At 69.4% G+C, this 22,465-nt stretch carries 20 protein-coding genes; 6 read left to right on the top strand and 14 right to left on the bottom strand.

Annotated elements, in window-relative coordinates:
• Nucleotides 1-40 precede the first annotated feature (40 nt).
• The 5 genes from ITJ67_RS13560 to ITJ67_RS13540 all read right to left on the bottom strand — a co-directional run bounded on the left by ITJ67_RS13560 (nucleotide 41) and on the right by ITJ67_RS13540 (nucleotide 7,848).
• A complete protein-coding gene (locus ITJ67_RS13560) occupies nucleotides 41-3,091 on the bottom strand; it encodes an alpha-mannosidase (protein WP_194677995.1) in 3,051 nt (1,016 codons plus the stop codon).
• A gap of 42 nt (nucleotides 3,092-3,133) precedes the next feature.
• The gene (locus ITJ67_RS13555; RefSeq protein ID WP_160074382.1) at nucleotides 3,134-3,964 is read right to left on the bottom strand and encodes a carbohydrate ABC transporter permease; all 831 of its coding nucleotides are present in this window, start codon (nucleotides 3,962-3,964) and stop codon (nucleotides 3,134-3,136) included.
• An 89-nt stretch (nucleotides 3,965-4,053) separates the two neighbouring features.
• A complete protein-coding gene (locus ITJ67_RS13550; protein WP_160074072.1) occupies nucleotides 4,054-4,998 on the bottom strand; it encodes a carbohydrate ABC transporter permease in 945 nt (314 codons plus the stop codon).
• The gene (locus ITJ67_RS13545; protein WP_194677994.1) at nucleotides 4,998-6,359 is read right to left on the bottom strand and encodes an extracellular solute-binding protein; all 1,362 of its coding nucleotides are present in this window, start codon (nucleotides 6,357-6,359) and stop codon (nucleotides 4,998-5,000) included. Before ITJ67_RS13545 ends, ITJ67_RS13550 begins: the two co-directional genes overlap by 1 nt.
• Nucleotides 6,360-6,612: 253 nt before the next feature.
• The gene (locus ITJ67_RS13540) at nucleotides 6,613-7,848 is read right to left on the bottom strand and encodes an ROK family transcriptional regulator (RefSeq protein WP_160074070.1); all 1,236 of its coding nucleotides are present in this window, start codon (nucleotides 7,846-7,848) and stop codon (nucleotides 6,613-6,615) included.
• A gap of 235 nt (nucleotides 7,849-8,083) precedes the next feature.
• Here ITJ67_RS13540 and ITJ67_RS13535 point away from each other — a divergent pair, with 235 nt between their 5' ends.
• On the top strand, nucleotides 8,084-8,746 hold the full coding sequence (locus ITJ67_RS13535) for a carbonic anhydrase (RefSeq protein ID WP_104240568.1): 663 nt from the start codon (nucleotides 8,084-8,086) through the stop codon (nucleotides 8,744-8,746).
• Here ITJ67_RS13535 and ITJ67_RS13530 read toward each other — a convergent pair.
• The 5 genes from ITJ67_RS13530 to ITJ67_RS13510 all read right to left on the bottom strand — a co-directional run bounded on the left by ITJ67_RS13530 (nucleotide 8,736) and on the right by ITJ67_RS13510 (nucleotide 12,756).
• Nucleotides 8,736-8,930, bottom strand: a complete 195-nt coding sequence (locus ITJ67_RS13530) for a hypothetical protein (protein ID WP_194677993.1) — start codon at nucleotides 8,928-8,930, stop codon at nucleotides 8,736-8,738. The two genes, ITJ67_RS13535 and ITJ67_RS13530, sit on opposite strands and share 11 nt — an antisense overlap.
• A gap of 89 nt (nucleotides 8,931-9,019) precedes the next feature.
• Nucleotides 9,020-10,024, bottom strand: coding sequence for a zinc-binding metallopeptidase family protein (locus ITJ67_RS13525; RefSeq protein WP_194677992.1), 1,005 nt, complete (start codon nucleotides 10,022-10,024; stop codon nucleotides 9,020-9,022).
• Between the two features lie 128 nt (nucleotides 10,025-10,152).
• Nucleotides 10,153-10,854: an RraA family protein gene (locus tag ITJ67_RS13520; protein WP_194677991.1), complete on the bottom strand. Its 702-nt coding sequence runs from the start codon at nucleotides 10,852-10,854 to the stop codon at nucleotides 10,153-10,155.
• Complete coding sequence (locus tag ITJ67_RS13515) at nucleotides 10,851-11,840, bottom strand: hydroxyacid dehydrogenase (RefSeq protein ID WP_194677990.1); 990 nt, start codon at nucleotides 11,838-11,840, stop codon at nucleotides 10,851-10,853. The genes ITJ67_RS13520 and ITJ67_RS13515 overlap by 4 nt, the downstream gene beginning before the upstream one ends.
• A gap of 115 nt (nucleotides 11,841-11,955) precedes the next feature.
• Complete coding sequence (locus ITJ67_RS13510; protein ID WP_160074060.1) at nucleotides 11,956-12,756, bottom strand: IclR family transcriptional regulator; 801 nt, start codon at nucleotides 12,754-12,756, stop codon at nucleotides 11,956-11,958.
• A gap of 103 nt (nucleotides 12,757-12,859) precedes the next feature.
• Here ITJ67_RS13510 and ITJ67_RS13505 point away from each other — a divergent pair, with 103 nt between their 5' ends.
• Genes ITJ67_RS13505 through ITJ67_RS13485 form a run of 5 tightly spaced genes read left to right on the top strand, consistent with a single transcriptional unit; the run spans nucleotide 12,860 to nucleotide 18,066 of the window.
• Nucleotides 12,860-13,846 carry a Bug family tripartite tricarboxylate transporter substrate binding protein gene (locus ITJ67_RS13505; protein ID WP_236558545.1) on the top strand — a complete coding sequence of 329 codons (987 nt, stop codon included), beginning with the start codon at nucleotides 12,860-12,862 and terminating at the stop codon, nucleotides 13,844-13,846.
• Nucleotides 13,843-14,481 (top strand): tripartite tricarboxylate transporter TctB family protein, encoded by a 639-nt coding sequence (locus ITJ67_RS13500; protein ID WP_160074058.1) that lies wholly within the window; start codon nucleotides 13,843-13,845, stop codon nucleotides 14,479-14,481. Before ITJ67_RS13505 ends, ITJ67_RS13500 begins: the two co-directional genes overlap by 4 nt.
• Nucleotides 14,481-15,998 (top strand): tripartite tricarboxylate transporter permease, encoded by a 1,518-nt coding sequence (locus ITJ67_RS13495; protein ID WP_104240575.1) that lies wholly within the window; start codon nucleotides 14,481-14,483, stop codon nucleotides 15,996-15,998. Before ITJ67_RS13500 ends, ITJ67_RS13495 begins: the two co-directional genes overlap by 1 nt.
• Nucleotides 15,995-17,209 (top strand): CaiB/BaiF CoA transferase family protein, encoded by a 1,215-nt coding sequence (locus ITJ67_RS13490; RefSeq protein ID WP_228502843.1) that lies wholly within the window; start codon nucleotides 15,995-15,997, stop codon nucleotides 17,207-17,209. Before ITJ67_RS13495 ends, ITJ67_RS13490 begins: the two co-directional genes overlap by 4 nt.
• A complete protein-coding gene (locus ITJ67_RS13485) occupies nucleotides 17,206-18,066 on the top strand; it encodes a citryl-CoA lyase (RefSeq protein ID WP_194677989.1) in 861 nt (286 codons plus the stop codon). Before ITJ67_RS13490 ends, ITJ67_RS13485 begins: the two co-directional genes overlap by 4 nt.
• Here ITJ67_RS13485 and ITJ67_RS13480 read toward each other — a convergent pair.
• The 4 genes from ITJ67_RS13480 to ITJ67_RS13465 all read right to left on the bottom strand — a co-directional run bounded on the left by ITJ67_RS13480 (nucleotide 18,056) and on the right by ITJ67_RS13465 (nucleotide 22,388).
• Nucleotides 18,056-18,874: a carbohydrate ABC transporter permease gene (locus ITJ67_RS13480; RefSeq protein WP_160074056.1), complete on the bottom strand. Its 819-nt coding sequence runs from the start codon at nucleotides 18,872-18,874 to the stop codon at nucleotides 18,056-18,058. The genes ITJ67_RS13485 and ITJ67_RS13480 overlap by 11 nt on opposite strands.
• Complete coding sequence (locus ITJ67_RS13475; RefSeq protein ID WP_194677988.1) at nucleotides 18,871-19,785, bottom strand: carbohydrate ABC transporter permease; 915 nt, start codon at nucleotides 19,783-19,785, stop codon at nucleotides 18,871-18,873. Before ITJ67_RS13475 ends, ITJ67_RS13480 begins: the two co-directional genes overlap by 4 nt.
• Nucleotides 19,786-19,827: 42 nt before the next feature.
• Nucleotides 19,828-21,186 carry an ABC transporter substrate-binding protein gene (locus ITJ67_RS13470; RefSeq protein ID WP_160074054.1) on the bottom strand — a complete coding sequence of 453 codons (1,359 nt, stop codon included), beginning with the start codon at nucleotides 21,184-21,186 and terminating at the stop codon, nucleotides 19,828-19,830.
• A gap of 110 nt (nucleotides 21,187-21,296) precedes the next feature.
• Nucleotides 21,297-22,388 (bottom strand): PfkB family carbohydrate kinase, encoded by a 1,092-nt coding sequence (locus tag ITJ67_RS13465; protein WP_194677987.1) that lies wholly within the window; start codon nucleotides 22,386-22,388, stop codon nucleotides 21,297-21,299.
• Nucleotides 22,389-22,465 lie beyond the last annotated feature (77 nt).

Genomic DNA, 22,465 nt, shown 5'->3' with positions numbered 1-22,465 from the left:
GGGCGGGCAGCGCAGTCTGCCCGCCCGGTCTCCCCAGTCGTCAGCGCAGCGCCGACACCCCACGGAAGCGGAGCGTGACCAGCTGGAACGGGCGCACCGAAAGAGCCAGGGCCCCCTCCGCATCCACGATCGCCGTCTGGTCGACGTCACGTTCGAGCAGGTCGGTCTCAGCGACCGACTCGAACGCGAACCCGGGCGTCACCGTTGCCCGAGCCTTCGCACCGCGAGCCTCATACAAGCGGACGACGACGTCGCCGCTCTGGTCCTCGGCCAGCTTCACAGCCTCCACCACGACGGCCGGGTCATCGACCGTCAGCAGCGGCTCGATGGCCGCGGCGCCGGTCACGGCGCGAGGTGCGACGTTGAGTCGGTAGCCCTCGGCGGCCGCGTCCAGCACATCCGCTCCCACTCGCACCGAGGTGCGGAGCACGTGTCGGCCCTGGTCGGCGTGCGGGTCCGGGAAGGTGGGAGCCCGCAGCAGCGACTCCCGCACGAGGGTGGTCGTGCCGCCGGCTTCGCGGGTCGTGCGGGTCACGTCGTGCCCGTACGTCGAGTCGTTCGCGACGGCCACCCCGTAGCCGGTCTCGCCGACGTGCACCCAACGGTGCGCGCTCGTCTCGAACCGTGCGACGTCCCACGACGTGTTGCGGTGGATGGGGCGGTTGACGTGCCCGAACTGGATCTCGGACGACGACCGCTCCGCGTGCACATCCAGCGGAAACGCCAGCTTGAGGAGCTTCTGGCGCTCCTGCCAGTCGACATCCGTCGTCAGGTCGAGCGTCGGACGCCCGGCGCTCAGCGACAGCTCCTGCACGAAGGTGCTCGAGCCGTGCGAGCGAGACACTCGCACGACGACCCGGTCGGCGTCCTCCGAGACGACCTCGATCGAGTCGACCGAGCGGATCGGGCGGCCGTGGCGCTGGTAGTGCACGTCGATGTCCCACGCATCCCACTGAGCGGGGGTGTCGCGGTAGATCCACAGCTCGGCTGCGCGTTCGCCGGCCGGAACCAGCTCACGATCCGCGGCGACGTCGAAGAGCGACGACACGAGACCGTCCGCGTCGATCGTCACGCGCACCAGCGAGTTGTCGAGCACGAGGGTGTCACCGGAGCGCGTGAGCGTCACCGGGGCGCCGTGCGGCGCGGCACCTGAGGCGGCACCGGATGCGCCACCACCGAGCGCGGGCACGCCGTCCACCGCGTACGGTCCGGCGTTCGCGAGCAGCGCCGTCTCTCCGGCGCCCGTCAGCGAGCCGAGCGCCGACGAGATGAGCGTCTCGAGCTCACCCGCGACCCGCTCGTAGTGCTCCTCGGCGACCTGGTGCACCCAGGCGATGGAGGAGCCGGGAAGGATGTCGTGGAACTGCTGCAGGAGCACCGTCTGCCAGGCCGACTCGAGCTCCGCGTACGGGTACGCGGCGCCCGTGCGGATCGTCGCCGCACTCGCCCACAGCTCCGCCTCGCGCAGCAGGTGCTCGCTGCGGCGGTTGCCGCGCTTCGTGCGCGCCTGCGACGTGTAGGTGCCCCGATGGAACTCGAGGTAGATCTCGCCTGACCAGACGGGCGGCTGCTCGAGCTCGGCCTCGGCCTGTTCGAAGAACGCCTGCGGGCTCGTCATCTCGACCGTGGGAGACCCTTCGAGGTCGCGGGTGCGCTCCGCGGCCGCGATCATCTCGCGGGTCGGACCGCCGCCGCCGTTGCCGTAGCCGAACGGCACAAGGGAGGAGTTGGCTTCGCCCTTCTCCTTGTAATCGCGCTGCGCCTTGTGCAGCTCCTCCTGCGAGAGCACCGAGTTGTAGGTGGCGACGGGCGGGAAGTGCGTGAACACCTGCGAGCCGTCGATGCCCTCCCAGTTGAAGGTGTGGTGCGGCATGACGTTCGTCTCGTTCCACGACGGCTTCTGCGTGAGGAAGTACTTCGAGCCGGCGGCCTTGACGATCTGGGGGAGCGCGGCCGAGTAGCCGAAGGAGTCGGGCAGCCACACCTCGGGCGGCTCGATGCCGAACTCGCGGATGAAGAAGCCCTTGCCCGCCACGAACTGGCGGGCCATGGCCTCGCCGCCCGGCAGGTTGGTGTCCGACTCCACCCACATCCCGCCGACAGGCACGAAGCGCCCCTCGAGGACTCGCACCTTGATGCGCTCGAACAGGTCCGGGTAGTGCTCCTTCATCCACGCGAACTGCTGCGCCGACGAGCAGGCGAAGAGGAAGTCGTCGTTCTCGTCCATGAGCGAGAGCACGTTGGAGAAGGTGCGTGCGCACTTGCGGATCGTCTCGCGCACCGGCCACAGCCAGGCCGAGTCGATGTGCGCGTGGCCGACGGCGACCACGTGGTGGGCGCTCGCGTAGGCGCGGGAGGCGAGCAGCGGAGCGAGCACCTCGCGGCCGGCCTTCGCCGTGCTGGAGATGTCGTCGGGGTCGAGGGTGTCGATGAGGCGCTCGAGCCCGCGGAGGATCTCCGCGCGCCTGGGCGTCTCCTCGCCGAGCTCGCGCCACAAGCCGTCGAGGGTCCACACGTCCTGCGCCAGCTCCCACACGGGCACGTCGCGCAGGCCGATGTCGAGCACCCGAGTGCGGTAGATGGGGGCGTCGCCGGAGGTGGCGAGATCGCCCATGGGGGTGGGCGCGTAGACCGACTCGCCCTGCACGTCCGGGTTCGACGCCGCCTCGATGTAGAGGTCGATGCGGTCGCCTGGGCCGATCTTCAGCGGCACCGCCGTGTTGCGGGGCTCGATGGCCTTCAGGATGTGGCCTTCCGGGGTCCAGACGAGGCCCTCGGCCTGGAAGCCCGGGTGGCCGCTCACGAAGCCGAGGTCGACGAGCACCTCGACGCGTGCATCCGTCATCTCCCAGTCGGCTGGGACGGTGCCGGTGATGTGGAACCACGTGGTTCCCCACGGGCGGCTCCACTCGTCACCGACTCGGAAGGGCGTGAACTGCTGGGTGACCGCCTCGGAGAACGGCACGGGCTCGCCCGGAACGTCCCAGGAGGTGACGGTGAGCTGTTCGCGCTCGCGGTAGATGGCGGGGGTGAGTCGTTCGGACACGAACCGGCGGATGCGGAGGTCGACGAACTGCGTGGGGTCAGGCATGAAGCGCCTTTCTGCGTTGAAGGGAACGTTGGAAGTTGGAGGTCAGCCCTTGACGGCGCCGGCGAGCGCGAACGAGCCGCCGCCGAGGCGGGACACGAGCACGTACAGCGCCAGGACCGGCAGGGAGTAGAGGAGTGAGAACGCGGCGAGCTGGCCGTAGGCGACCGCGCCGTACTGGCCGAAGAACGAGAAGATGCTCACCGCGGCGGGCAGCTTGTCGGGGCTCAGCAGGAGGATAAAGGGGATGAAGAAGTTCCCCCACGTCTGGATGAACACGAAGATGAACACGACTGCGATGCCGGGGCGCATGAGCGGCACGACGATGAGCCGCAGGGTCGCCATGGCCGAGGCGCCGTCCGTCCAGGCCGCCTCTTCGAGGGAGACGGGCACCGAGTCCATGAAGTTCTTCATCATCCAGATCGCCATGGGCAGCGACGTCGCGGCGAGGAACAGAATGGTGCCGAACATGTTGTCGATGAGGTTGAACGCCACGAACAGGGCGTAGACGGGCACCATCATCGCGGTGATCGGCAGGCAGGTCCCGAACAGCACCCCGTACAGGAACGGCTTGTTGATGCGCGACTTGTAGCGGGAGAGCGGATACGCGGCGAGGATCGCTGCGAGCACCGTGACGATCGCGCATCCGCCGGACAGCACGAGGCTGTTCCAGAGCGGGATGAGGGAGATCTCCGGTGTGAGGACGGCGAGGAAGTTGTCGAGCGACGGTGCTTCCGGCCACTTCACCGACAGGGTCGCGGTCGAGTCGAACGACGCCAGGAGGAGCCAGACGAGGGGGAGCAGGAAGATGACGCCGATGACGCTGAGCACGATGTTCGCGAACCAGCGCATCGCGCGCCCCCGAGGGGCCGCCATGCTCGTCTCGACGTGGTGGCCGCCCGTCGCGATGGACCTGGTCGTGACGGCGGGGTCAGCCGCGGCCACGGATGTGTTGCTTGACATGATCAGTCCACCTCCGGTTTGAGCGCCCTGATGTAGGCGACCGAGAACAGCGCACCGACAAGCAGCAGCATGGTGGCGATGGCGGTGCCGAAGCCGAGCTGACCGAAGCGGAACGCCTCCTGGTAGGCGAGCAGCGGCAGCGTTGTGCTGTCGGTGCCTGGCCCGCCGTTGGTCATCACGAAGATGAGCGCGAAGACCGAGAGCGTCTGCAGGGTCGTGAGCATGAGGTTCGTCGAGATGCTGCGGCGGATCATGGGCAGCGTGATGAGCGTGAAGCGCTGCCAGCCTCTCGCGCCGTCGACCTCGGCCGCCTCTGTGATCTCCGGCGGGACGTCGTTGAGGGCTGCCCGGTAGACGAGCATCGAGAAGGCGGTGCCGCGCCACGTGTTGGCGAGGATCACGCTCAGCAGGGGCAGCGTGTAGAGCCAGTTGGGGCCGGTGATGCCGATCGCGGCGAGCATCGTGTTGAGCGTTCCCGCGTCGCTGAAGAACGCGTAGGCCGCGAACGCGGCGACGATCTCCGGCAGCACCCAGGCGGTCACGACGATGGTGCTCACGGTGCTGCGCACGACCTTGTTCGACGACTGCATGAGCACGGCGAGGCCGAGACCGAGCACGTTCTGCCCGAGGATCGCGGACGCGACGAGGAAGATGAGCGTGATGAGCACGGACTTCGGGAAGTCGGGGCTCGCGAAGAGGTCGAGGTAGTTCTGGAACCCGACGAACTCCGCGCTCGAGGCGCCGACGCCGCTCAGCGTGGAGTTGGTGAACGAGCCGTAGAACGACGAGATGACGGGACCTAGGAGGAAGACGGCGAGGAGGCCGACCGCTGGGATCAGCGGCACGCCGCGGGTGACCCGCTGCAGCGCCTTCCGCTTCTTGGGGGCGGGCCGCCCCGTCTCGGGAGCGCGGGGCGCTCCCGAGACGGGGGAGAGGGTGGCGGTCATCAGCTCGACGCCGACGTCGTGTTCTCTTCGCCGACGATGCCGATGACGGCCTTGTCGTAGGCGGCGGCGGCTTCCTCTGGTGTCTGCTGACCCGTCATGACGGCCTCCATGGCGACCGTGATCGCGGCGGAGATCTGCGAGTAGTCGGAGTTCGCTGGGCGGAAGTTCGTGTCGGGCACGAGGTCCGCGAAGAAGCCGAACGTCGGGTTGGCGTCCGTGTACTCGGGGGCTTCGGCGACGTCGGTGCGCACCGGCACCTGGCTTGCCGCCACGTCGTAGCTCAGCGCGTTCTCCTGGTTGAGGGCGAGGCTGATGAAGTCCCAGGCCGCGTCCGGGTTCTTGGTTCCGGCGCCCATGGCGAGGGTCCATCCACCGGACATGCTCGTGACACCCGGGTCCTGGCCGTCCTGCGTCGGCATCGGGGTGACCTGCATGACGTCAGACCATTCCGGCCACGGCTTCGAGCCGGAGTCGAGCCAGGTGCCGCTCACCCAGGAGCCGTCGAGGCTCATCGCGAGCTGCCCGTTCGGGATCCATTCGGTGTTGATGCTGGTGCCGACGTTCTTGTCGAGCGCTTCCTGCGGGGTCGGTCCGAGGCCGCCCTGGTAGATGTCGCCGACGAAGGAGAGCGAGTCGATGAAGCCCTGCGAGCCCGTGACCCACTTCTGCTCGTCGGTGTTGAAGAGCTCATCCTCAGTGCCGGTGAGGAGCATCTGGAAGCCCTGCATCGAGGCGCCCTCGGACATGGCCTTGCCCGAGTAGATGTTGAAGGGGCGGATGTTGGGGTCATGCGCCTTCACGGCTTCCGCGGCCGCGATGATGTCGTCCCAGGTCTTCGGCTCCCACGGCACCTGCACGCCGGCGGCCTCCAGGATGTCATGGTTGTACCAGAGGGCGCGCGTGTCGGTGCCCATCGGGATGCCGTAGACCTTGCCGTCGTCGCCGAGTCCGGCCTGGCGGGCGTTCTCGGGGAACTGCTCCCAGTCGGCCCAGTTCGCGACGTAGTTGTCGAGCGGGGCGAGGTAGCCGGCCTCGACGTCGGTCTTGACCATGAACGTGTCCTCGTACATGACGTCCGGCGCGGTGGCGGGGGAGCGGTTCATGAGGGCGAGCTTCGCGAAGTAGTCGGCTTCCTGCGCCTCGATCGGGATGAGCTCGACGGTCATCCCCTCGTTGGCCGCTTCGTACTCGGCCTTGACCTTCTGCATGTGGTCGTCCATCTGGGTGAACTGCCCGAACTTCTGGTAGGCGACCTTGATGGTGTTCGAGTCGCCTCCGCCCGAGTCGCCGCCAGCGCATGCGGACAGTGCGAGCACAGAGGCGGCGGCGAGTGCCACGACCCCGAGTGTGCGATTTTTCATGGTGCTCCCTTGCTCCACGACCGTTCTCCGTGCGGCTCGACATCGGTGTCGCGCCTTCGGCCTGCCATAAGTAAACCGATTGGACTAACTCATGTCAAGAGCTTCTTGCCGCCACGCGGCGGCCGGGGCTGGGAGGGTTCACGGCACGGCTGACGGCAGGCTGACCGCACGGACGACGGCACGGGTGAACGGCCTCGGGGCATGAGGCCGGTGCCTGCGCCGGACCTGCGTCCGGGGAGCAACCCGGCAGCGCTCAGCGCGAGATCAGGAGCGCTGACGTGTGGGGTGCGAGGGTCTGGTCGAGCACGAGGCAGCCGGCGCCGACGGCGGCGACGTCCTCGCCGATCGTCGAGTTCGGGACGAAGATCGGGTGGTGGGGGATGAGGGCCGCGTCAGCGTTGACGAGCTCCTCGATGCGTGAGCGCAGGGCTGGCTCGATGCGCCGCCAGAAGGGCCCGCCGCAGACGACGGTGTCGATATCGAGCAGGTTGATGAGGCTCACGAGGGCGCGCGCGATCTGCGTCGCCGCCGCCTCGATGACCTCCATCGAGCGGGGCTCGCCGCGGACGGCGGCCGCCGCGAACTCCGTGAAGAGCCGGTCGACCTCGTCGAAGTCGGACCGGTCGACGCTCTCCTCGCCCGGGAGCGCGCCGATGCGGATGGCGTGCTTCACGAGGCGGTGCGGGACGACGAGCTCGCCGACGCAGCCGCGGCGACCGCACGAGCAGACGGGGCCATCCGCCTGCACCATGATGTGTCCGAGGTCGCCGGCGTTGTCGCTCGCGCCGCGGAGCACCTCGTGGTTGACGACGAGACCGATGCCGATGCCGGTGCCGTAGTAGAGGAACGCGAAGTTGTCGCGGCGGGGGCCGGAGTCGAGCCAGAGCTCGGCGACGGCCGCGGCGGTGACGTCCTTCTCGAGCACCACGGGGAACCCCGTGGCCTCGCTGAGGGCGTCGCGCAGCGGCACCGACTCCCAGCCGTCGAGCATGGGCGGGTCGAGCACAACGCCGCGCGCCGAGTCGAGCGGGCCGGGGGCAGCGATCCCCACGCCGAGCACCCGGTCGCGGGGGATCCCGGCGCGTGCGAGGATCGCGGCGATCTCCCTCGTCATGTCGGCGATGACGACGCCGGGGTCCGGCTCGGTGGGGGTGCGCGTGCGGTGGTCGACGACGACGGCACCCGCGAGGTCGAGGACCGCGTAGGTGATGACGGTCGGGTCGAGGTGCACGCCGACGGCGTAGCGGCTCGTCGCGTCGAGGCGCAGCCTGGTGCGGGGTTTGCCCGGCCCGGTGATGAGGCGCTCGCCCTCCCGGACGAGGCCCCCGTCGATGAGGCGGCGGGTGACGTTCGACACGGTCTGGGCCGAGAGACCGCTGGCCTGGGCGACCTCGACGCGGCTCACCCCGTCCGGGGCCCGGCGGATGAAGTCGAGGATGACGGCCTGGTTGTATTCGCCGACGGCCAGCAGGTTGTGTCCTCGTCGCATGCGCCACCTCCCATCAACCCTGATCTTGGGAACTGACGTTCTCACATTTTCAGGCCGGCTGCGGACCTTCGTGATCGAATCCGGTGCGGAGCGTCGACGCCGGGCGTCCCAGTCGGCGCAGAGGGACGGCTCGAGGGTGAGTACGCTTGGACGGCGCCGCACCCTCGAACGGGGCACGTGCATCCGGCACCGGATGCGCGTCGGCAGTCACAGGTTTCAGCACGAAGGAGCAACGATGACGGCAGCAAGAGTCACTCCCCAGGAAGCGTGGGACGACCTCGTCCAGGGCAATGAGCGCTTCATCAAGGGTGACCTCCTCCACCCGCAGCAGAGCGCGGCGCGGCGCACCGAGATCTCGGGCAGTCAGGCGCCGAACGCCGCGTTCCTCGGCTGCTCCGACTCGCGTGTCGCCGCCGAGATCCTCTTCGACTGCGGCCTCGGCGACCTGTTCGTCGCCCGCAACATGGGGCAGATCGCCAACGAGAACACGACCGCGACCATGGAGTTCGCCGTCGCCGAGCTCGGCGTGGCCCTCATCGTGGTGCTCGCGCACGGCTCCTGCGGCGCCGTGAAGGCCGCCATCAACCAGACCACGGCGCACCCGCGCGACGTGACGCCCGCCATCAAGGACGAGCTCGCGCGCATCCAGCCCTCCGTGCAGGAGGAGTGGTTCACGAGCGACCAGTCGACCCCGTACGTCGACGAGGCGCAGATCGACGTGGAAGCCGTCGGCCGCCGCCACCTGTACTCGACCATCAACTCGCTCGTGCGCAGCTCGCGCGTCATCAGCGACGCCGTCGCGAGCGGCGCGCTGAGCATCGTCGGCTGCCAGTATGAGCTGTCCGACGGCCGCGTCGCCCCCGTGACCGCGATCGGTCAGCTCGCCATCACCCGCTGAGCGCCGCGTAGCTGAAACGACACGACTCGGCGCTCACTTCGAGGTGCGTCGATGAGCGCCGATGAGCGCCGATGAGGCCGTCCGGGCCTGGGCTCGGCGCGCTCGCGAGGACACGGACCTGCTCGTCGGGGTCTTCGAAGGCCCACCCGCACGCCGCGATCGTCGCCGAATAGGTCGCTTTCACCCCGTAGCGGCCTCTGACATGGGGTGAAAATGACCCATTCGGCGGCGGCGTTATCGGCGGCGGCGTCGTCGACGTCGGCGGCGGATGCGTCAGTCGGCCGAGCCCGAGGTGCTCGCGGGTTCGCGCAGCGAGTGCACGAATGCGAGCTTCTCGATGACCTTGTCCGGTAGGACAAACGGGTAGAGGTCGCGCTGCCCGAGCGAGCGGTTGACGACGTTCATGGCGGTCGCGAACGGCATCCAGCTGTCGACGACCACGTCGCGGGCGGACGCGCCTGGCTCTGGCGCGGGCAGCAGCTCGAAGGCGACGGCCGTCTCGAGGGTGTCCTGGATGTGCAGGTAGTGCGCCCAGGTCTCCGCGAAGTCCTCGTACGGGTGCATCGTCGCGTAGCTGCTGAGGTAGTCGCTGCGCCAGTTCTCCGGCGGGCCCTCCTCGTAGTGGCGGTCGATCTCGGCCTGGTAGTCGGCGCGCTCGTCACCGAACAGCTCCCTGGCCTCGTCGATGCGGGACGTCTGCTCGACGAGCTGCCACTCGTAGTAGTGGCCGCTCTCGTGGCGGAAGTGCCCCAGCATGGTGCGGTACGGCTCGGCGAGTCGCTGCCGGACCTGCTCGCGGTAGCTGTCGTCGCCCTCCGCGAGGTCGATCGTGATGACGCCGTTGGCGTGGCCGATCGTGACGCTTTCCGACACGCTCGACAGCAGGTCGAAGACCGGCGTCTGGCCCACCGTGGCGGGCTCGCCGCTCTCCTTGGGGCGCGTCGCGAACCCGAGGCGGGTGAGGTCGCGCACCAGGTGCCGCTTCGACTCCTCCGCGATCGGGAAGAGGCGCAGGCCCTTCGCGTCGGCGTCGCTGGGACGGGTGCGGGTGAGCTGGCAGCTCTCGCAGAGCCCGCCGGCCTGCGCGGTCAACCACGTGCATCCGGCGAGCTCGGCGTTGCTGCACCGCCGCAGGCCGGCATCCTCCGCGGCTGTGCCCCCTTCGACGAGCACGTCGTCGAGGCTGAGCACGTAGCCAAGCTTGGACGCGCATCGCTCGCAGGACACCGAGTCGAAGAAGACCTCGTTCTCGCACACATCACAGTCGAACCGTCGCACGGGGGGAGCCTCTCTTCTGCCGCGGATCAGGAGTGCCGCGGCGACCGACGGATCACTGTACGCGGGCGCACATGGGAGGCCGCGACGCTTGACAAGCCCCACTCGCGGGCGGTCGGCGGCGCACCGGGTCAGACGGGGAGGCCCTTCTGGCGCAGGAGCGCGTTGAACCGTTCGGGGTCGGAGGTGCCGTCCTCGTTGTGCTTGCGGATGCGTGCCTCCCGCTCCAGGTGCCGACGCGCGTCGTGCAGCAGCGACTCCGCGCGCTGCGCCGAGACGGCGAGCACCCCGTCGAGGTCGCCGAGGATGAGGTCGCCCGGGTTCACGACGAGGCCGGCTATCGAGACGGGCACGTTGATCTGGCCGGGGCCGTCCTTCGTGGGGCCGCGGTGCGTGTGCCCGAGGGCGTAGGCGGGCATGCCGCCCTCCCGCCACTCGGCGACGTCGCGCAGGGCTCCGTCGAGGACGAAGCCGCCGAGGCCCTTCGCGAGCGCGGTCGTGCGGATGAGCCCGCCGATGACCGCCTGGCTGAGGTCGCCGCCGCCCTCGATCACGATGACATCGCCGGGGTGGGCGTCCATCATGGCCTTGTGGATCATGAGGTTGTCGCCCGGTCGGATCTTGACGGTCACGGCCTGCCCCGAGAGGGGAGCGTCGCCGTGGTAGGCGGTGAGTCCGACCGCTCCCACGGAGCGTCCGAGGCAGTCACCGGCGACGGCGACCGGGATGGCGCGAAACGCCTCGATCAGTGCCGCTGGCAGCTCTGGCGCGCGCTCGCCGATGAAGTAGCCGGTCGGCCAGGCGGGGGCTTCGGTGGGGTCCTGCTGGGTCATGCGGTGCTCCGTTCGGCCGAGAGGGTGGTGGGGTTCACGCAAGAGCGCACGTCAGGGATGGCGCCGTCGAGGTAGCCGAGGACATTGCGTGCGGCCGCCAGGGCCATGGCCTCGAGCGCCGCCGGGGTCGAGCCGCCGACATGCGGCGTGATGACGACGTTCGGGCAGGTGAGCAGCGGGTTGCCCGGCTCGATGGGCTCAGCCCAGGTGGTGTCGAGGCCCGCGGCGAAGAGCCGTCCGCTGCGGAGTGCGTCGACGAGGGCTGGCTCGTCGACGATCTCTCCCCGGGCCGTGTTCAGCACGATGGCGTCTGTCGGCAGCAGGGCGAGCTGGGCGGCCCCGATGAGGCCGCGCGTGCGCTCGCTGAGTGGCACGTGGAGGCTCAGCACGTCGGCCTGGCCGAGCAGCTCCTCGAGGCTGCCGACCATCGTGAGCTCGGGGGAGGGGGCGTCGAGGCCGAACCCGGGATCGAAGGCGAGCACGCGCATGCCCGTCGCGGCCGCGGTGCGGGCGACCCGCTGCCCGATCTGGCCTGCCCCGACGAGGCCGAGCGTGGCGCCCGCAAGCTGCCGTCCATCCTGCGCTCGGCTCCAGCGGCCCTGCCGGATCTCCGCGTCCATCCAGGACACCCGGCGGGCGGCGGTGAACATGAGCGCGATCGTGAGCTCGGCAACGGATTGGGCGTTCGCCCCCGGCGTGGTGAGCACTGGGATGTCGCGCCGAGTCGCGGCTTCGACGTCGATGTTGCCGACGCCGACGCCGTGCTTCGTGATGACTCGAAGCGACGGGCACGACTCGATCGCCCCTGCCGACAGCTCGACGGTGCGGGAGATGACGGCGTCGACCGCTTCGCGCGCCAGGATCTCCTCGACCTCAGCGCGCCCGCCACCTTCCGGCAGGTAGATCACCCTGCTGCCGGATTCGGCGAGGGCACGCACCCCCGACTCGCCGAGCCGAGGGGCCGTCACGAACACCGTTGCGCTCATCGCACCGTCTCCTTCGTCGGTTCACAGTCCTGCTCAAGGTCTTGGTCAAGGTCCTGCTCAAGGTTCTTGGTCCAGCTCTGCTGGGGCGCTGGCCGTCTTCGGCCGCGCCGCCGGCTCACTCGAGTGCCGGGGGCAGCCCGGTGCGCGGCACGTCGCGCACGCAGGCGCGCAGCGCGTCGACGAACTCGGGGATGCGCGCGTCGACGAATCTCGCGGTGGGCCCGCCGAGCACGACGACGACGGGCTGCAGGTGCGGTCGCTCGGGGTTCTCGGGGACGAGCATCGCCAGGCCGCTGTTGCCGGACTCCCGCTCGCCGTGGCTGAGTCCCCAGCCCTGCTCGCGGATCTCGTCGACCCTGCGCCGGAGGGCGGCGGTGTCGACGTCGATCGCCCGGTCCGCGTCAAGCTTCGCGAGCACGGCGTCGAGCATCTCCGGGCGTTCGCCGCTGAGGAGCGTCGTGGATGCGGCGCCCAGCCAGATCGGGAGCTCGTCGCCGACCTGGACCACGTGGCGGATGGTGTGTCGCCCGGGGGCCTGGGCGATGGCGACGCGCTTGAGGTCGCGGCGGACGTAGAGGCTCACTGTCTCGCCCGTCTGCTCGGCGAGCTCGCGGAGGCGCTCAAGTGTGGGGGCCGGAGCCGACCAGGCTGCCTTCGCGAATGCTCCCCAGCGGATCATGCGGGGGCCAACGCTCACGCGTCCGTCGGGGAGGAGTTGCAGCATCCGCTCGCCCACCAGGGTGTCGACGAGGCGCAGCACGGTCGTTCGCGGGAGCTCGCAGCGGCGGACGATGTCGGCGATGGCGAGCGACTGGCCTTCGTTCTCGAAGCAGTCGAGGACATCGAGGGCTCGGCTCACGGCGCGGATGCCGCCCGGTTCTGACCGCTGGGCTGGTGCGTCGTCGGCGCTTGTCATGGGGTCTCCGGCTTCGGATCGTTTGCTTGCCCGGTCACACTAGCGTACCATCTGGTGGACAGATATGTCCGCTCTGTGGACAGTCAATCACAAGGGAGTGATCGTGACAGCAAAACGGAAGCTCATGGGCGCGGTGGGCATCGCCGCGACCATGGTGCTCGTCGGAGTGGCCGCGTTCGACGCGAGCCAATCGACGACGGGGACCGACCCCAGCACCAAACTGACCTTCATGTCGCCCTCCGCCCCGGGCGGCGGCTGGGATCTCGCGGCCAGGGAATCGCAGCAGGCGCTCCGGGCCGGCGGCATCGTGAACAACGTGCAGGTCGTCAACGTGCCAGGAGCTGGCGGCACGATCGGCCTCTCCCAGTTCGTCGGCCTCGGCGCCGACCCGACCAACCTCATGATGACCGGCACGGTCATGATGGGCGCCATCAACGTCAACAAGTCGACCGTCGACCTGTCGGACACGACCCCCATCGCGCGCCTCGCCGAGGACTACGAGGTCTTCATCGTCCCCGCGAACTCGCCATACGAGACGCTCGACGACTTCATCGCCGACTGGAAGCAGAACCCGCACTCCGTCGCGATCGGCGGGGGAGGCGTCGGCGGGACCGACCACCTCCTCGCCGGGCTCGTCGCCGAGGAAGCCGGCATCGATCCGGGCGACATCAACTACGTCTCCTACGCGGGAGGCGGAGAAGTGCTCACGTCGCTGCTCTCCAACACCGTCGCGATCGGGGTCAGCGGCTACAACGAGTTCAGCGACCAGATCGAGGCGGGCAACCTCCGTGCCCTCGCCGTCTCCGCTGAGGAGCCGATCGATGGCATCGACGTCCCGACGCTCATCGACCAGGGCGTCGACGTGCACCTCCCGAACTGGCGAGGCATCGTCGCGCCTCCCGGCATCACCGACGCCGAACGAGACCAGCTCGTCGCCATCTTCGAGGAGATGGCCGCGACGCCGGAGTGGCAGGACACCCTCGAGCGGAACAGCTGGGAGCCGGCCCTCCTCACGGGAGACGACTTCGCCGCGTTCATCGAGGAAGACCAGGCGAGAGTCGACCAGATCATCGAGGAGCTCGGACTATGACCGGCGTCATCCCCACCTCCGCGTGGACGCAGCACGACACCACTTCAAGGCCAGGCTGGTGGCGTCGCCGGACGGGCCTCGTCGTGCCAGGCATCCTCACGTTGACCGGTATCGGCCTCGCCATCGGCACGATCACCATGGACGTTCCCGGCAACGTCTCGCAGCCCGGGCCGCAGGTCTTCCCGGCCATCGTCACGGTCGCGGTGTTCGTGATCGCGGTGCTGCTGGCCATCGACGTGATCCGCAATCCGGAGCCGGAACGGGTCGCCGAACCCGACCAGGCCGAGCTGCGCGGAGAGCGGCGAGTGATCGAGGAGGATCCCGACTACGACCTCGACGAGCTCGCCGTCGCCCAGGACCGCGAACTGCAGGCCGAGCACATCCGCCCCCGCACCAATGTGCGCTCGCTCCTCGGCGCCCTCGGCACGACCATCGTGTTCATCGCGGCGCTCACCCCGCTCGGCTGGCTGCTCTCCGGAGCCTTCCTCTTCTGGGGCATCTCCCGGGCGCTCGGAAGCCGGCGCCCGTTCTTCGACATCTTCCTCGCCCTCGCGATGTCCTCCATCGTGCAGATCGCGTTCTCGATCGGGCTGGGCCTCAACCTGCCCCCCGGCATCTTCGTAGGAGTCCTCTGATGGATACGCTCGCCAATCTCGGGGAGGGGTTCCTGACGGTCCTCACCCCCATCAACATGCTGTGGGTGCTCATCGGCGCGGTGCTCGGCACCGCCGTCGGCGTCCTCCCTGGCCTCGGGTCCGCGATGGCCGTCGCCCTCCTGCTCCCCGTCACCTTCTCCCTCGACCCCATCGGCGCGTTCATCATGTTCGCGGGTGTCCTCTTCGGCGGGCTCTTCGGCGACTCCATCGCCGGCATCCTCATGAACACCCCGGGCAACAGCACGGCCATCGCGGGCTCCATCGAGGGCCACATCATGGCCAAGAACGGTCGAGCGGCGCAGGCGCTGGCGACGTCGGCCATCGGAGCGTTCATCGGCGGCATCCTCGCGTCGATCCTCGTCGTGTTCTTCGCGCCTCGCCTCGCCGAGCTCGCGACCCTGTTCGGCCCTGCCGAGTACCTCGCGCTCGCCGTGTTCGCCTTCATCGCCATCTCCGCCGTCGTGACGCAGTCGATCATCCGCGGCCTCGCCGCCCTCGTGCTCGGCCTCGCGATCTCGGTCGTCGGCATCGACTCCATCTCGGGGGCCTCCCGCTACACGGCGGGCATCCCGGAGCTGTTCGACGGCATCGACATCGTCGTCATCACCGTCGGGCTGCTGGCCCTCGGCGAGGTCTTCGCGGTCGCCGGCCGACGCGGCTACTCCGACGACACCGGTCTCATCCAATCGAAGGGGCGCCTCTGGCTGTCCCTGCGCGAGCTCCGCCAGGCGATGCCCGCATGGCTCCGCGGCACTGCGATCGGGATTCCGTTCGGCATCATCCCCGTCGGCGGCGCCGAGGTGCCCACGTTCCTCGCCTACGGAACCGAGCGCAGGCTCGACAAGCGTCGCAAGAAGCCCATGTTCGGCCTCGGCGCCATCCAGGGCGTCGCAGGCCCGGAGGCCGCTGGCAACGCGACCGCCGGAACCGCGATGGGCGCGCTGCTCGCGCTCGGACTGCCGACCTCGGCGACCGCCGCGATCCTGCTCGCCGCCTTCCGGCAGTACGGCCTGCAGCCAGGGCCGCTGCTCTTCGAGCGGTCGAGCGAACTCGTCTGGGCGCTCCTCGCAAGCTTCTTCATCGGCATGGTCGTGCTCCTCATCCTGAACCTGCCCTTCGCGCCGCTCTGGGCGAAGCTGCTCAAGATCCCGCGTCACTACCTCTACGCGAGCATCACGCTCTTCGCGATGCTCGGCGTCTACGCCACGAGCGGCAAGATCCTCGACCTCGTGCTCGTCGTCGTCATCGGCCTCATCGGCTTCACGATGCGGCGCTACGGGCTGCCGGTCGCCCCGATGCTCATCGCGATCATCCTCGGGCCGCTCGCCGAGACGGAATTCCGCCGCGCGATGGCGGTCAGCGAGGGCGACCCGAGCGTGCTGATCGACAGCCCCATCACCATCACCCTCTACTCCGTTCTCGCCATCACCGTGGCGTTTGTCATCGTGCGCGTCATCCGCGCGAAGCTCGCCACCAGAAAGGAAGTCACGGTTTGACGGATAAGACATCGGGCCCCCTCGCGGGGGTGCGCGTGCTCGACATGACCAACGTCCTCGCCGGGCCGTACGCGTGCTACCAGCTGGCCCTCATGGGGGCCGAGGTCATCAAGGTCGAGGTGCCCAAGGGGGGAGACCTCGCACGGCGCCTCGGGTCGGACTCGGAGCTGAACAGCGAGCTGATGGGGGTCTCGTTCCTGGCGCAGAACGCCCAGAAGCGATCGATCACCCTCGACCTGAAGTCCGACGGGGGCAAGGAGGTCATGCGCCGCCTGGTCGCCGAGGCCGACGTGCTGTGCGAGAACTTCCGACCTGGGGTGCTCGCCCGTCTCGGCTTCGGCTGGGAGGAGCTGCGCGCCATCAACCCACGCCTCGTGTACTGCGCGATCTCCGGATTCGGGCAGACGGGGCCGCTCCGATCCAAGCCCGCGTACGACCAGATCATCCAGGGCGGCTCGGGCATGATGAGCGTCACCGGCACGCCGGAGACCTCCCCGCTCCGAGCCGGCTACCCCATCGCCGACACGCTCGGCGGGCTCGCGGCCGCGTTCGCCATCACCTCAGCACTCCACGGGCGCGAGCGCACGGGCGAGGGATCCAGCATCGACGTGTCGATGCTGGAGACCGCCGTGACCGCCATGGGCTGGGTCGTCTCCAACCACCTCGTGGCAGGCCAGGTGCCCCGAGCGCTCGGCAATGACAACGGCACTGCCGCGCCGTCCGGCACCTTCCAGACAGCAAGCGGGGCGCTCAACATCGCGGCGAACAAGCAGGAGCAGTTCGAAGCCCTCACGCGGGTCATCGGGCGCCCGGAGCTCGCTGCGGATGCCCGCTTCCGCGACCGGGAGGACCGCAAGCGCTTCAGGGCCGAGCTCACGGACGAGATCGAAGCGGCCCTCGGCGCTGAGGACACGGCCTACTGGGAGGAGCGGCTCTCGGCGGCAGGAGTGCCTGCGGCAGCGGTGCTCACGGTTCCCGAGATGCTCGAGAGCCCGCAGATCATCGACCGTGAGCTCGTGCACGACCTCCCGTTCCCGGGACGAGAGGGGGAGACGCTGCGGGTGCTGGGCAACGGCATCCGCCTCGACGACCGCCCGAGCGCACCAACCGTGCCGCCTCCAGGTCTCGGGCAGCACACCGACGAGATCCTGCGCGAGCTCGGCTACGACGCCGCGCAGATCCGAGCATTCCACGAGGAGCGAGCCGTATGATCAGCAGCGCCAGTCCCGCCGACCAGCCCACCGTCGCCGACACCACGGCGTGGTGGAGCACAAGCGTGACCCGGATCGCCCCGGGGGAGATCGAGCTCCGGGGGTACCCGATCGAGCAGGTCATCGGCAACGTCGGCTTCGTGAGCACGATCTGGCTGCTCACGACGGGGAGCCTGCCGAGCGCGACGGTCTCGAACCTCCTCGAGGCGACCCTCGTCGCGAGCGTCGATCACGGCCCGCAGGCGCCCTCCATCGCAAGCGCACGCATGGCCGCCACGTGCGGCGTCGGCCTCAACTCAGCCATCGCCAACGGCGTGAACGTCCTCGGGGATACGCACGGCGGCGCGGGCCAGCAGTGCGTGCAGCTGCTGAACGACCTCGTCGAACGGCACGAGACCGAGGGCGTACCGCTGGATCAGCTCGCCCGCGAGGCGATCGCCGACCATAAGAGCCGCGGCGTGTTCGTGCCGGGCTTCGGGCACCGCTTCCACCCCAGAGACCCACGACGCGACCCGCTGCTGCAGCTCGTGGAGGACGCGCTCGCCGCGGGGGACATCTCCGGGAGGCACCTTGCCGCCGGGCTCGCAGTGGAGCGGGCCCTCGAACGGGGGGAGCGGCGCATCCCCATGAACATCGACGGCATCTCCGCGATCGTCTACGCGGAACTCGGCGTCGAGCCGGAACTCGCGCGGGGCCTGTTCGTGCTCTCCCGCTCCGTGGGGATCCTCGCCCACGCGTGGGAGGAGAAGCAGGCGGGGCAGCGCATCAAGGGGCCGCTGCCCCCACCCCTCCTCGCCGACTACACTGGCGAGCCCACTCGGGCCGTGCCAGGAGCACGCAGGCCAGCTACTCCCTGACCGCCCCCTCGAGCATCCCCTGGATGAAGTGCCGCTGCAGGAAGATGTAGAGCACGACGACGGGCAGCGCGACCATGATGGCGCCCGCCGCGAGCAGCGCGGTGCCCTGCGTGTACTGCCCCTGGAAGAAGGCCAGGCCGAGCGGCGCGGTGCGCACGCTGCCGTTCGGCGACATGACGAGGGGGATGAGGAACTCGTTCCAGGTCCACATGAACGTCAGCAGCACGAGCGTCAGGATGGCTGGCCGGCCGATGGGGACGAGCACCTGCCACAGGATGCGCATGGAGCCAGCCCCATCGAGCTTGGCCGCGTCGATGAGCGCCTGGCTGGAGGAGCGGAAGTAGGTGCGCATCCAGAACGTGCCGAACGCGATCGACATGGCGATCTGCGGGAACGCGACGCCCCACACCGTGTTCGTGAGGCCCACGGTGCGCAGGTCGAAGTACAGGGGCACGATGAACGCCTCGGTCGGCACCATGATGCCGAGCAGGAAGAGGTAGAAGATGGGCGTCGCGCCGCGGAACTTCATGGTGCCGAGCGCGTAGCCCGCGAGGATCGACGCGAGCACCGCGACGACGACCACGATCACGGCGACGACGACCGAGGTCAGCATGTACTGTCCGAACCGCGCGACCTCCCACGCCGTGGGGAAGTTCTCCCAGTGGAAGATGCGCCCTTCCTGCGCGACGCTCGCGTTCTCTGGCCCGAATGCGAGCGTGACGATGACGCTGATCGGGCCGAGGATGACCAGCCCGAAGACGCCCAGGATCAGGTAGTTGGCGACCTTCTCGAACACGGAGACGTTCACGCGCGGTCTCCGATCCGGTTCACGACGAAGTTGATGGCGAACACGATGAGGGTGAGCACGGCGCCCACGGCCGTGGCGGCCCCGACCTCGCCGAGCTCGAACGCCCGCCGGTACACCTCGAAGCTCGGCACCGTCGTGGACGTGCCAGGGCCGCCGCTCGTGGTGACGTAGATGAGGTCGAAGGTCTTGAGCGCTGCGACGATCGTGAGCGTCAGCGCCACCGTGATCTCGCCCCGCACGGAGGGCAGCGTGATCGAGAAGAACTCGCGCACCGGGCCCGCGCCGTCGAGCCTGGCCGCCTCGTAGAGCTCCTTCGGCACGCGGCTCATCCCTGCCATGAGCAGCACGGTCACGAGCCCGAGCGACACCCACGAGCCGATGAGGCCGACGGCCGGCAGCGTGAAGGTGTAGTCGCCGAGCCACGCCCGCGTCCAGCTCTCCAGCCCGACGAGGCGCAGCAGGGCGTTGAGGGGGCCGTCCGGCGCGTAGATCTGCCGCCACGTGACCGCGACGACGACCATCGCGATGACCTGCGGCAGGAAGATGAGCGTGCGGAAGAAGCCGAGTCCCCGCACCCGCGCCCGCGTGAGGATCGCGGCGAGCATGAGGCCCACCGCGAGCGGCAGGATCGAGTAGAAGAAGATCAGCACGAACGCGTGCCCGAACGCCTCCCGCAAGCGCTCGTCCTGCACGATCTGCACGTAGTTGTCGAACCCGACGAACGTGGATGCGCCCAGCCCGTCCCACTCGAAGAACGAGAACTGCACGGCCCGGCCGAGCGGGAACAGCAGGAACGTGCCGTACAGGAGGAACGCGGGCGCGAGGTACGCGAACGGCACCCAGGCGGGGGTGCCGCGGCGGGCACCCTTCGCCGGGCGACGTTCGCGCGCCGTCGCGCTCGAGTTCGTCATTCGGGGCGTCGCTCGGGCTGCGCGGGCGCCACCGGGCGCAGGCTACTCATTCGCCGCGATGAAGTCGGCGTAGTCGGTCTCGAGGGTCTCGGTGAACTGCTCCGGCGTGAGCTGCCCGTCGATGAGCCCCTGCAAGGACTGGCCGATGGTGTCGCCGAAGGTCGGCGTCGCGTAGTCCAGGTACGGGAGCACGCTGCCAGACTCGGTGACCTCGCCGAACGCCCCGTAGATGTCGGCGAAGACGCCGGACTCCGGCGCGAGCTCAGCCGAGTTGTTGACGGGCAGGTTGCCGGTGTCGGCCAGGATCTGCATAGCCTCGTCGCTTGTCAGGAAGTCGATGTAGGCGGCCGCGACGTCCGTATTGTCTGCCGCGGAGGTCATCGCGAACGGGAGTCCAGTGCCTCCGGTCGTCGCAAGCGCCCCCTCGCTGGTCTTCGGGACGAAGAAGCCGAGGTCATCGCCCATGCTCGCCTCGAGGTCGGCCGCGAGCCACGAGCCGCCGATGAGGAACACGCCGTTGCCCTCAGCGAGCGCCTGCCAGGCCGCGTCGTAGTCGGTGCCGTTCACACCCGTGTTGAAGTAGCCGTCGTCGACCCAGCCCTTGAGGGCGGTCGCCGCCTCGACGTTCTCCGGAGTGGTCCAGCTCGCCCCCGGGTTGCCGAGCCCGAGGTTCGTGATGGTCTCCGCATCCACGTACTCGCCCTGGAGCGGGCCGAACACGTGGCCCGCCGGCCACTGCTCGATGTTGCCGAGCTGCATGGGCGTCTCGCCTGCAGCCTTCGCCGTCGCGAGCGCCGCCTCGAACTCGGGCCACGTTCCCGGCACCTCGACGCCGAGCGACGCGAGCTTCGCCTTCGAGTAGAAGATGCCAACGACCTCGCCGACCTGTGGCAGGCCGTAGAGGTTGCCGTCTCCGAAGACCTTGGCGTCCTCACTGTACGTCGAGTACTGGAGGATCGACTCCTGGTAGCGGTCGAACCAGCCGTAGGCCTCTGCGTAGTCGTCGAGCGCGCGCAGCTGCCCGGCCTCGACGAACGCCCCCATCGTGTTGCGGCCGTTGTTGGCCTGCACGACGTCCGGCGCGTTCTCGTCGGTCAGCGCGAGGCGCAGCGTCGTCGCGAGGTCGTCGAAGGCCTGCGAGTTGCGCTCGATCGTGACGTTCGGGTATTTCTCCTCGAACGCCGCGTTCAGCTGCTCGATCTGCTCGTTCTGCCCGCCTCGCACCTCCTGGTCCCAGACGGTCAGCGTGACGTCGCCGACCTGTGAGATGTCCGTGCTGATCTCCGCCGTGGAGGCATCGGGGGCGGCCTGCTGGCCCGTGCCGGGCGCGCATCCTGCGAGGGCGAGCGCGAGTGCCAACCCGCCGGCGACCGCCGCGGTTCTCCGATGCTTCTCGTTCATGTTCGGCTTCCTTCTTTCGCTGAGGGTGCGTTTCGTGCGATGGGGGACCAGCGGTCAATTGTCGCGGATGCGGTGCCGACAGCCCGGCTGGGTCGGCTCTGGCGCGCCGGTCAGACTCCGGGGAAGTGGTCGACGAGGCGGAACGTGGCCTCCGCGCGGCGGACCGCGCCGGGGCGCTCCGACGGCAACACGTCCTGCAGGAAGCCGTAGCGCTCGGTGAGCTCGGCGTCTCCCGAGGCTCGCGTCGCATCCCACCAGTCGGCGATGTCGCCCCAGCCGGGGGCCGCGAGCGAGCCGCCGAACTGCTGCACGGCGAGGGCCGAGCAGAGCGCCGAGAACTGGAGGCGCTGCTCGAGCGGCCAGTCGCGCAGGGAGCCGAGCACGAAGGATGCGCCGAACACGTCCCCGGCGCCGGTCGCGTCGAGGGCGCGGACGGGCACGGCAGGAACGCGGACCTCTTGACCCGTCGCGGAGTCGATGCCGATGGCACCGTCCTTGCCGCAGGTCACGACGACGATGGGCACGTGCTCGGCGAGGGCGCGGGCCGCTGCGAGGGGCGAGCTGGTGCGCGTGTACTCGACGCCCTCCCGCTCGTTCGGCATGAACGCGTAGCAGGACGACAGGGGCTCGAGGACGGCTCGGTCCCACACACCCGTGTCGTCCCAGCCCACGTCGGCGAAGATCCGGGTGCCGTGCGCCGCCGCGCGCAGCCACCACGGCTCCTGCTCGAGGCTCGTCATGGCGCCGAGCTCGGCGAGCGCGGTGCGGCTCGAGACGCCGTCGCCGAGGAGAGCGTCGCTCGAGATGGGGCTCGGGTGTCCGTGCGTGATCATGCTGCGGTCGCCGTCCTGCGCCACGGAGACCGTGACCGCGGTGTGCCAGTTCTCGAAGCGCCGCGAACGGCTGAGGTCGATGCCCTCGTGCTCCTCCAGCAGCTCCCAGCACCAGCGGCCGTAGACGTCGTCGCCGAAGACGGAGGCGAGCGAGGTGGTCAGCCCGAGGCGGCTGGCCGCGACGGCGAGGTTGGCGATGCCGCCAGGCGTCGAGCCCATGCCTTCTGCCCACACCTCCGTGCCCGCGCTCGGCGAGCCGTGGAGGTCGGTGAAGACGATGTCGAAGAAGACGGAGCCCGCGAGGACCACATCGAATCGCGCACCATCGACCGAGTCGGTCGGGGGTGTGTCGTGATGGGCCGAAGCCATCGCGGCTCCTCTCGGTAGCAACAGCGGTGTTGCTCACACATCCTGCGCGGTGATCGTTCGTGCGTCAAGTCCCGCTC

The organism is Pseudoclavibacter sp. VKM Ac-2867 (genome assembly GCF_015351275.1).
In the GTDB taxonomy this organism is placed as follows: Bacteria; Actinomycetota; Actinomycetes; order Actinomycetales; family Microbacteriaceae; genus Pseudoclavibacter.
Note: the sequence above shows the minus strand (reverse complement) of the source record. Positions and strands in the feature narration are given on the sequence as shown.

Excerpts from the sequence above, each read along its gene's own strand:
- ITJ67_RS13515 (WP_194677990.1), bottom strand. The coding sequence starts at position 11,840 with ATGAGCGCAACGGTGTTCGTGACGGCCCCTCGGCTCGGCGAGTCGGGG.
- ITJ67_RS13475 (WP_194677988.1), bottom strand. The coding sequence starts at position 19,785 with ATGACGAACTCGAGCGCGACGGCGCGCGAACGTCGCCCGGCGAAGGGT.
- ITJ67_RS13545 (WP_194677994.1), bottom strand. The coding sequence starts at position 6,359 with ATGAAAAATCGCACACTCGGGGTCGTGGCACTCGCCGCCGCCTCTGTG.
- ITJ67_RS13560 (WP_194677995.1), bottom strand. The coding sequence starts at position 3,091 with ATGCCTGACCCCACGCAGTTCGTCGACCTCCGCATCCGCCGGTTCGTG.
- ITJ67_RS13540 (WP_160074070.1), bottom strand. The coding sequence starts at position 7,848 with ATGCGACGAGGACACAACCTGCTGGCCGTCGGCGAATACAACCAGGCC.
- ITJ67_RS13535 (WP_104240568.1), top strand. The coding sequence starts at position 8,084 with ATGACGGCAGCAAGAGTCACTCCCCAGGAAGCGTGGGACGACCTCGTC.
- ITJ67_RS13485 (WP_194677989.1), top strand. The coding sequence starts at position 17,206 with ATGATCAGCAGCGCCAGTCCCGCCGACCAGCCCACCGTCGCCGACACC.
- ITJ67_RS13520 (WP_194677991.1), bottom strand. The coding sequence starts at position 10,854 with ATGACCCAGCAGGACCCCACCGAAGCCCCCGCCTGGCCGACCGGCTAC.
- ITJ67_RS13470 (WP_160074054.1), bottom strand. The coding sequence starts at position 21,186 with ATGAACGAGAAGCATCGGAGAACCGCGGCGGTCGCCGGCGGGTTGGCA.
- ITJ67_RS13495 (WP_104240575.1), top strand. The coding sequence starts at position 14,481 with ATGGATACGCTCGCCAATCTCGGGGAGGGGTTCCTGACGGTCCTCACC.
- ITJ67_RS13500 (WP_160074058.1), top strand. The coding sequence starts at position 13,843 with ATGACCGGCGTCATCCCCACCTCCGCGTGGACGCAGCACGACACCACT.
- ITJ67_RS13555 (WP_160074382.1), bottom strand. The coding sequence starts at position 3,964 with ATGGCGGCCCCTCGGGGGCGCGCGATGCGCTGGTTCGCGAACATCGTG.
- ITJ67_RS13465 (WP_194677987.1), bottom strand. The coding sequence starts at position 22,388 with ATGGCTTCGGCCCATCACGACACACCCCCGACCGACTCGGTCGATGGT.
- ITJ67_RS13510 (WP_160074060.1), bottom strand. The coding sequence starts at position 12,756 with ATGACAAGCGCCGACGACGCACCAGCCCAGCGGTCAGAACCGGGCGGC.
- ITJ67_RS13550 (WP_160074072.1), bottom strand. The coding sequence starts at position 4,998 with ATGACCGCCACCCTCTCCCCCGTCTCGGGAGCGCCCCGCGCTCCCGAG.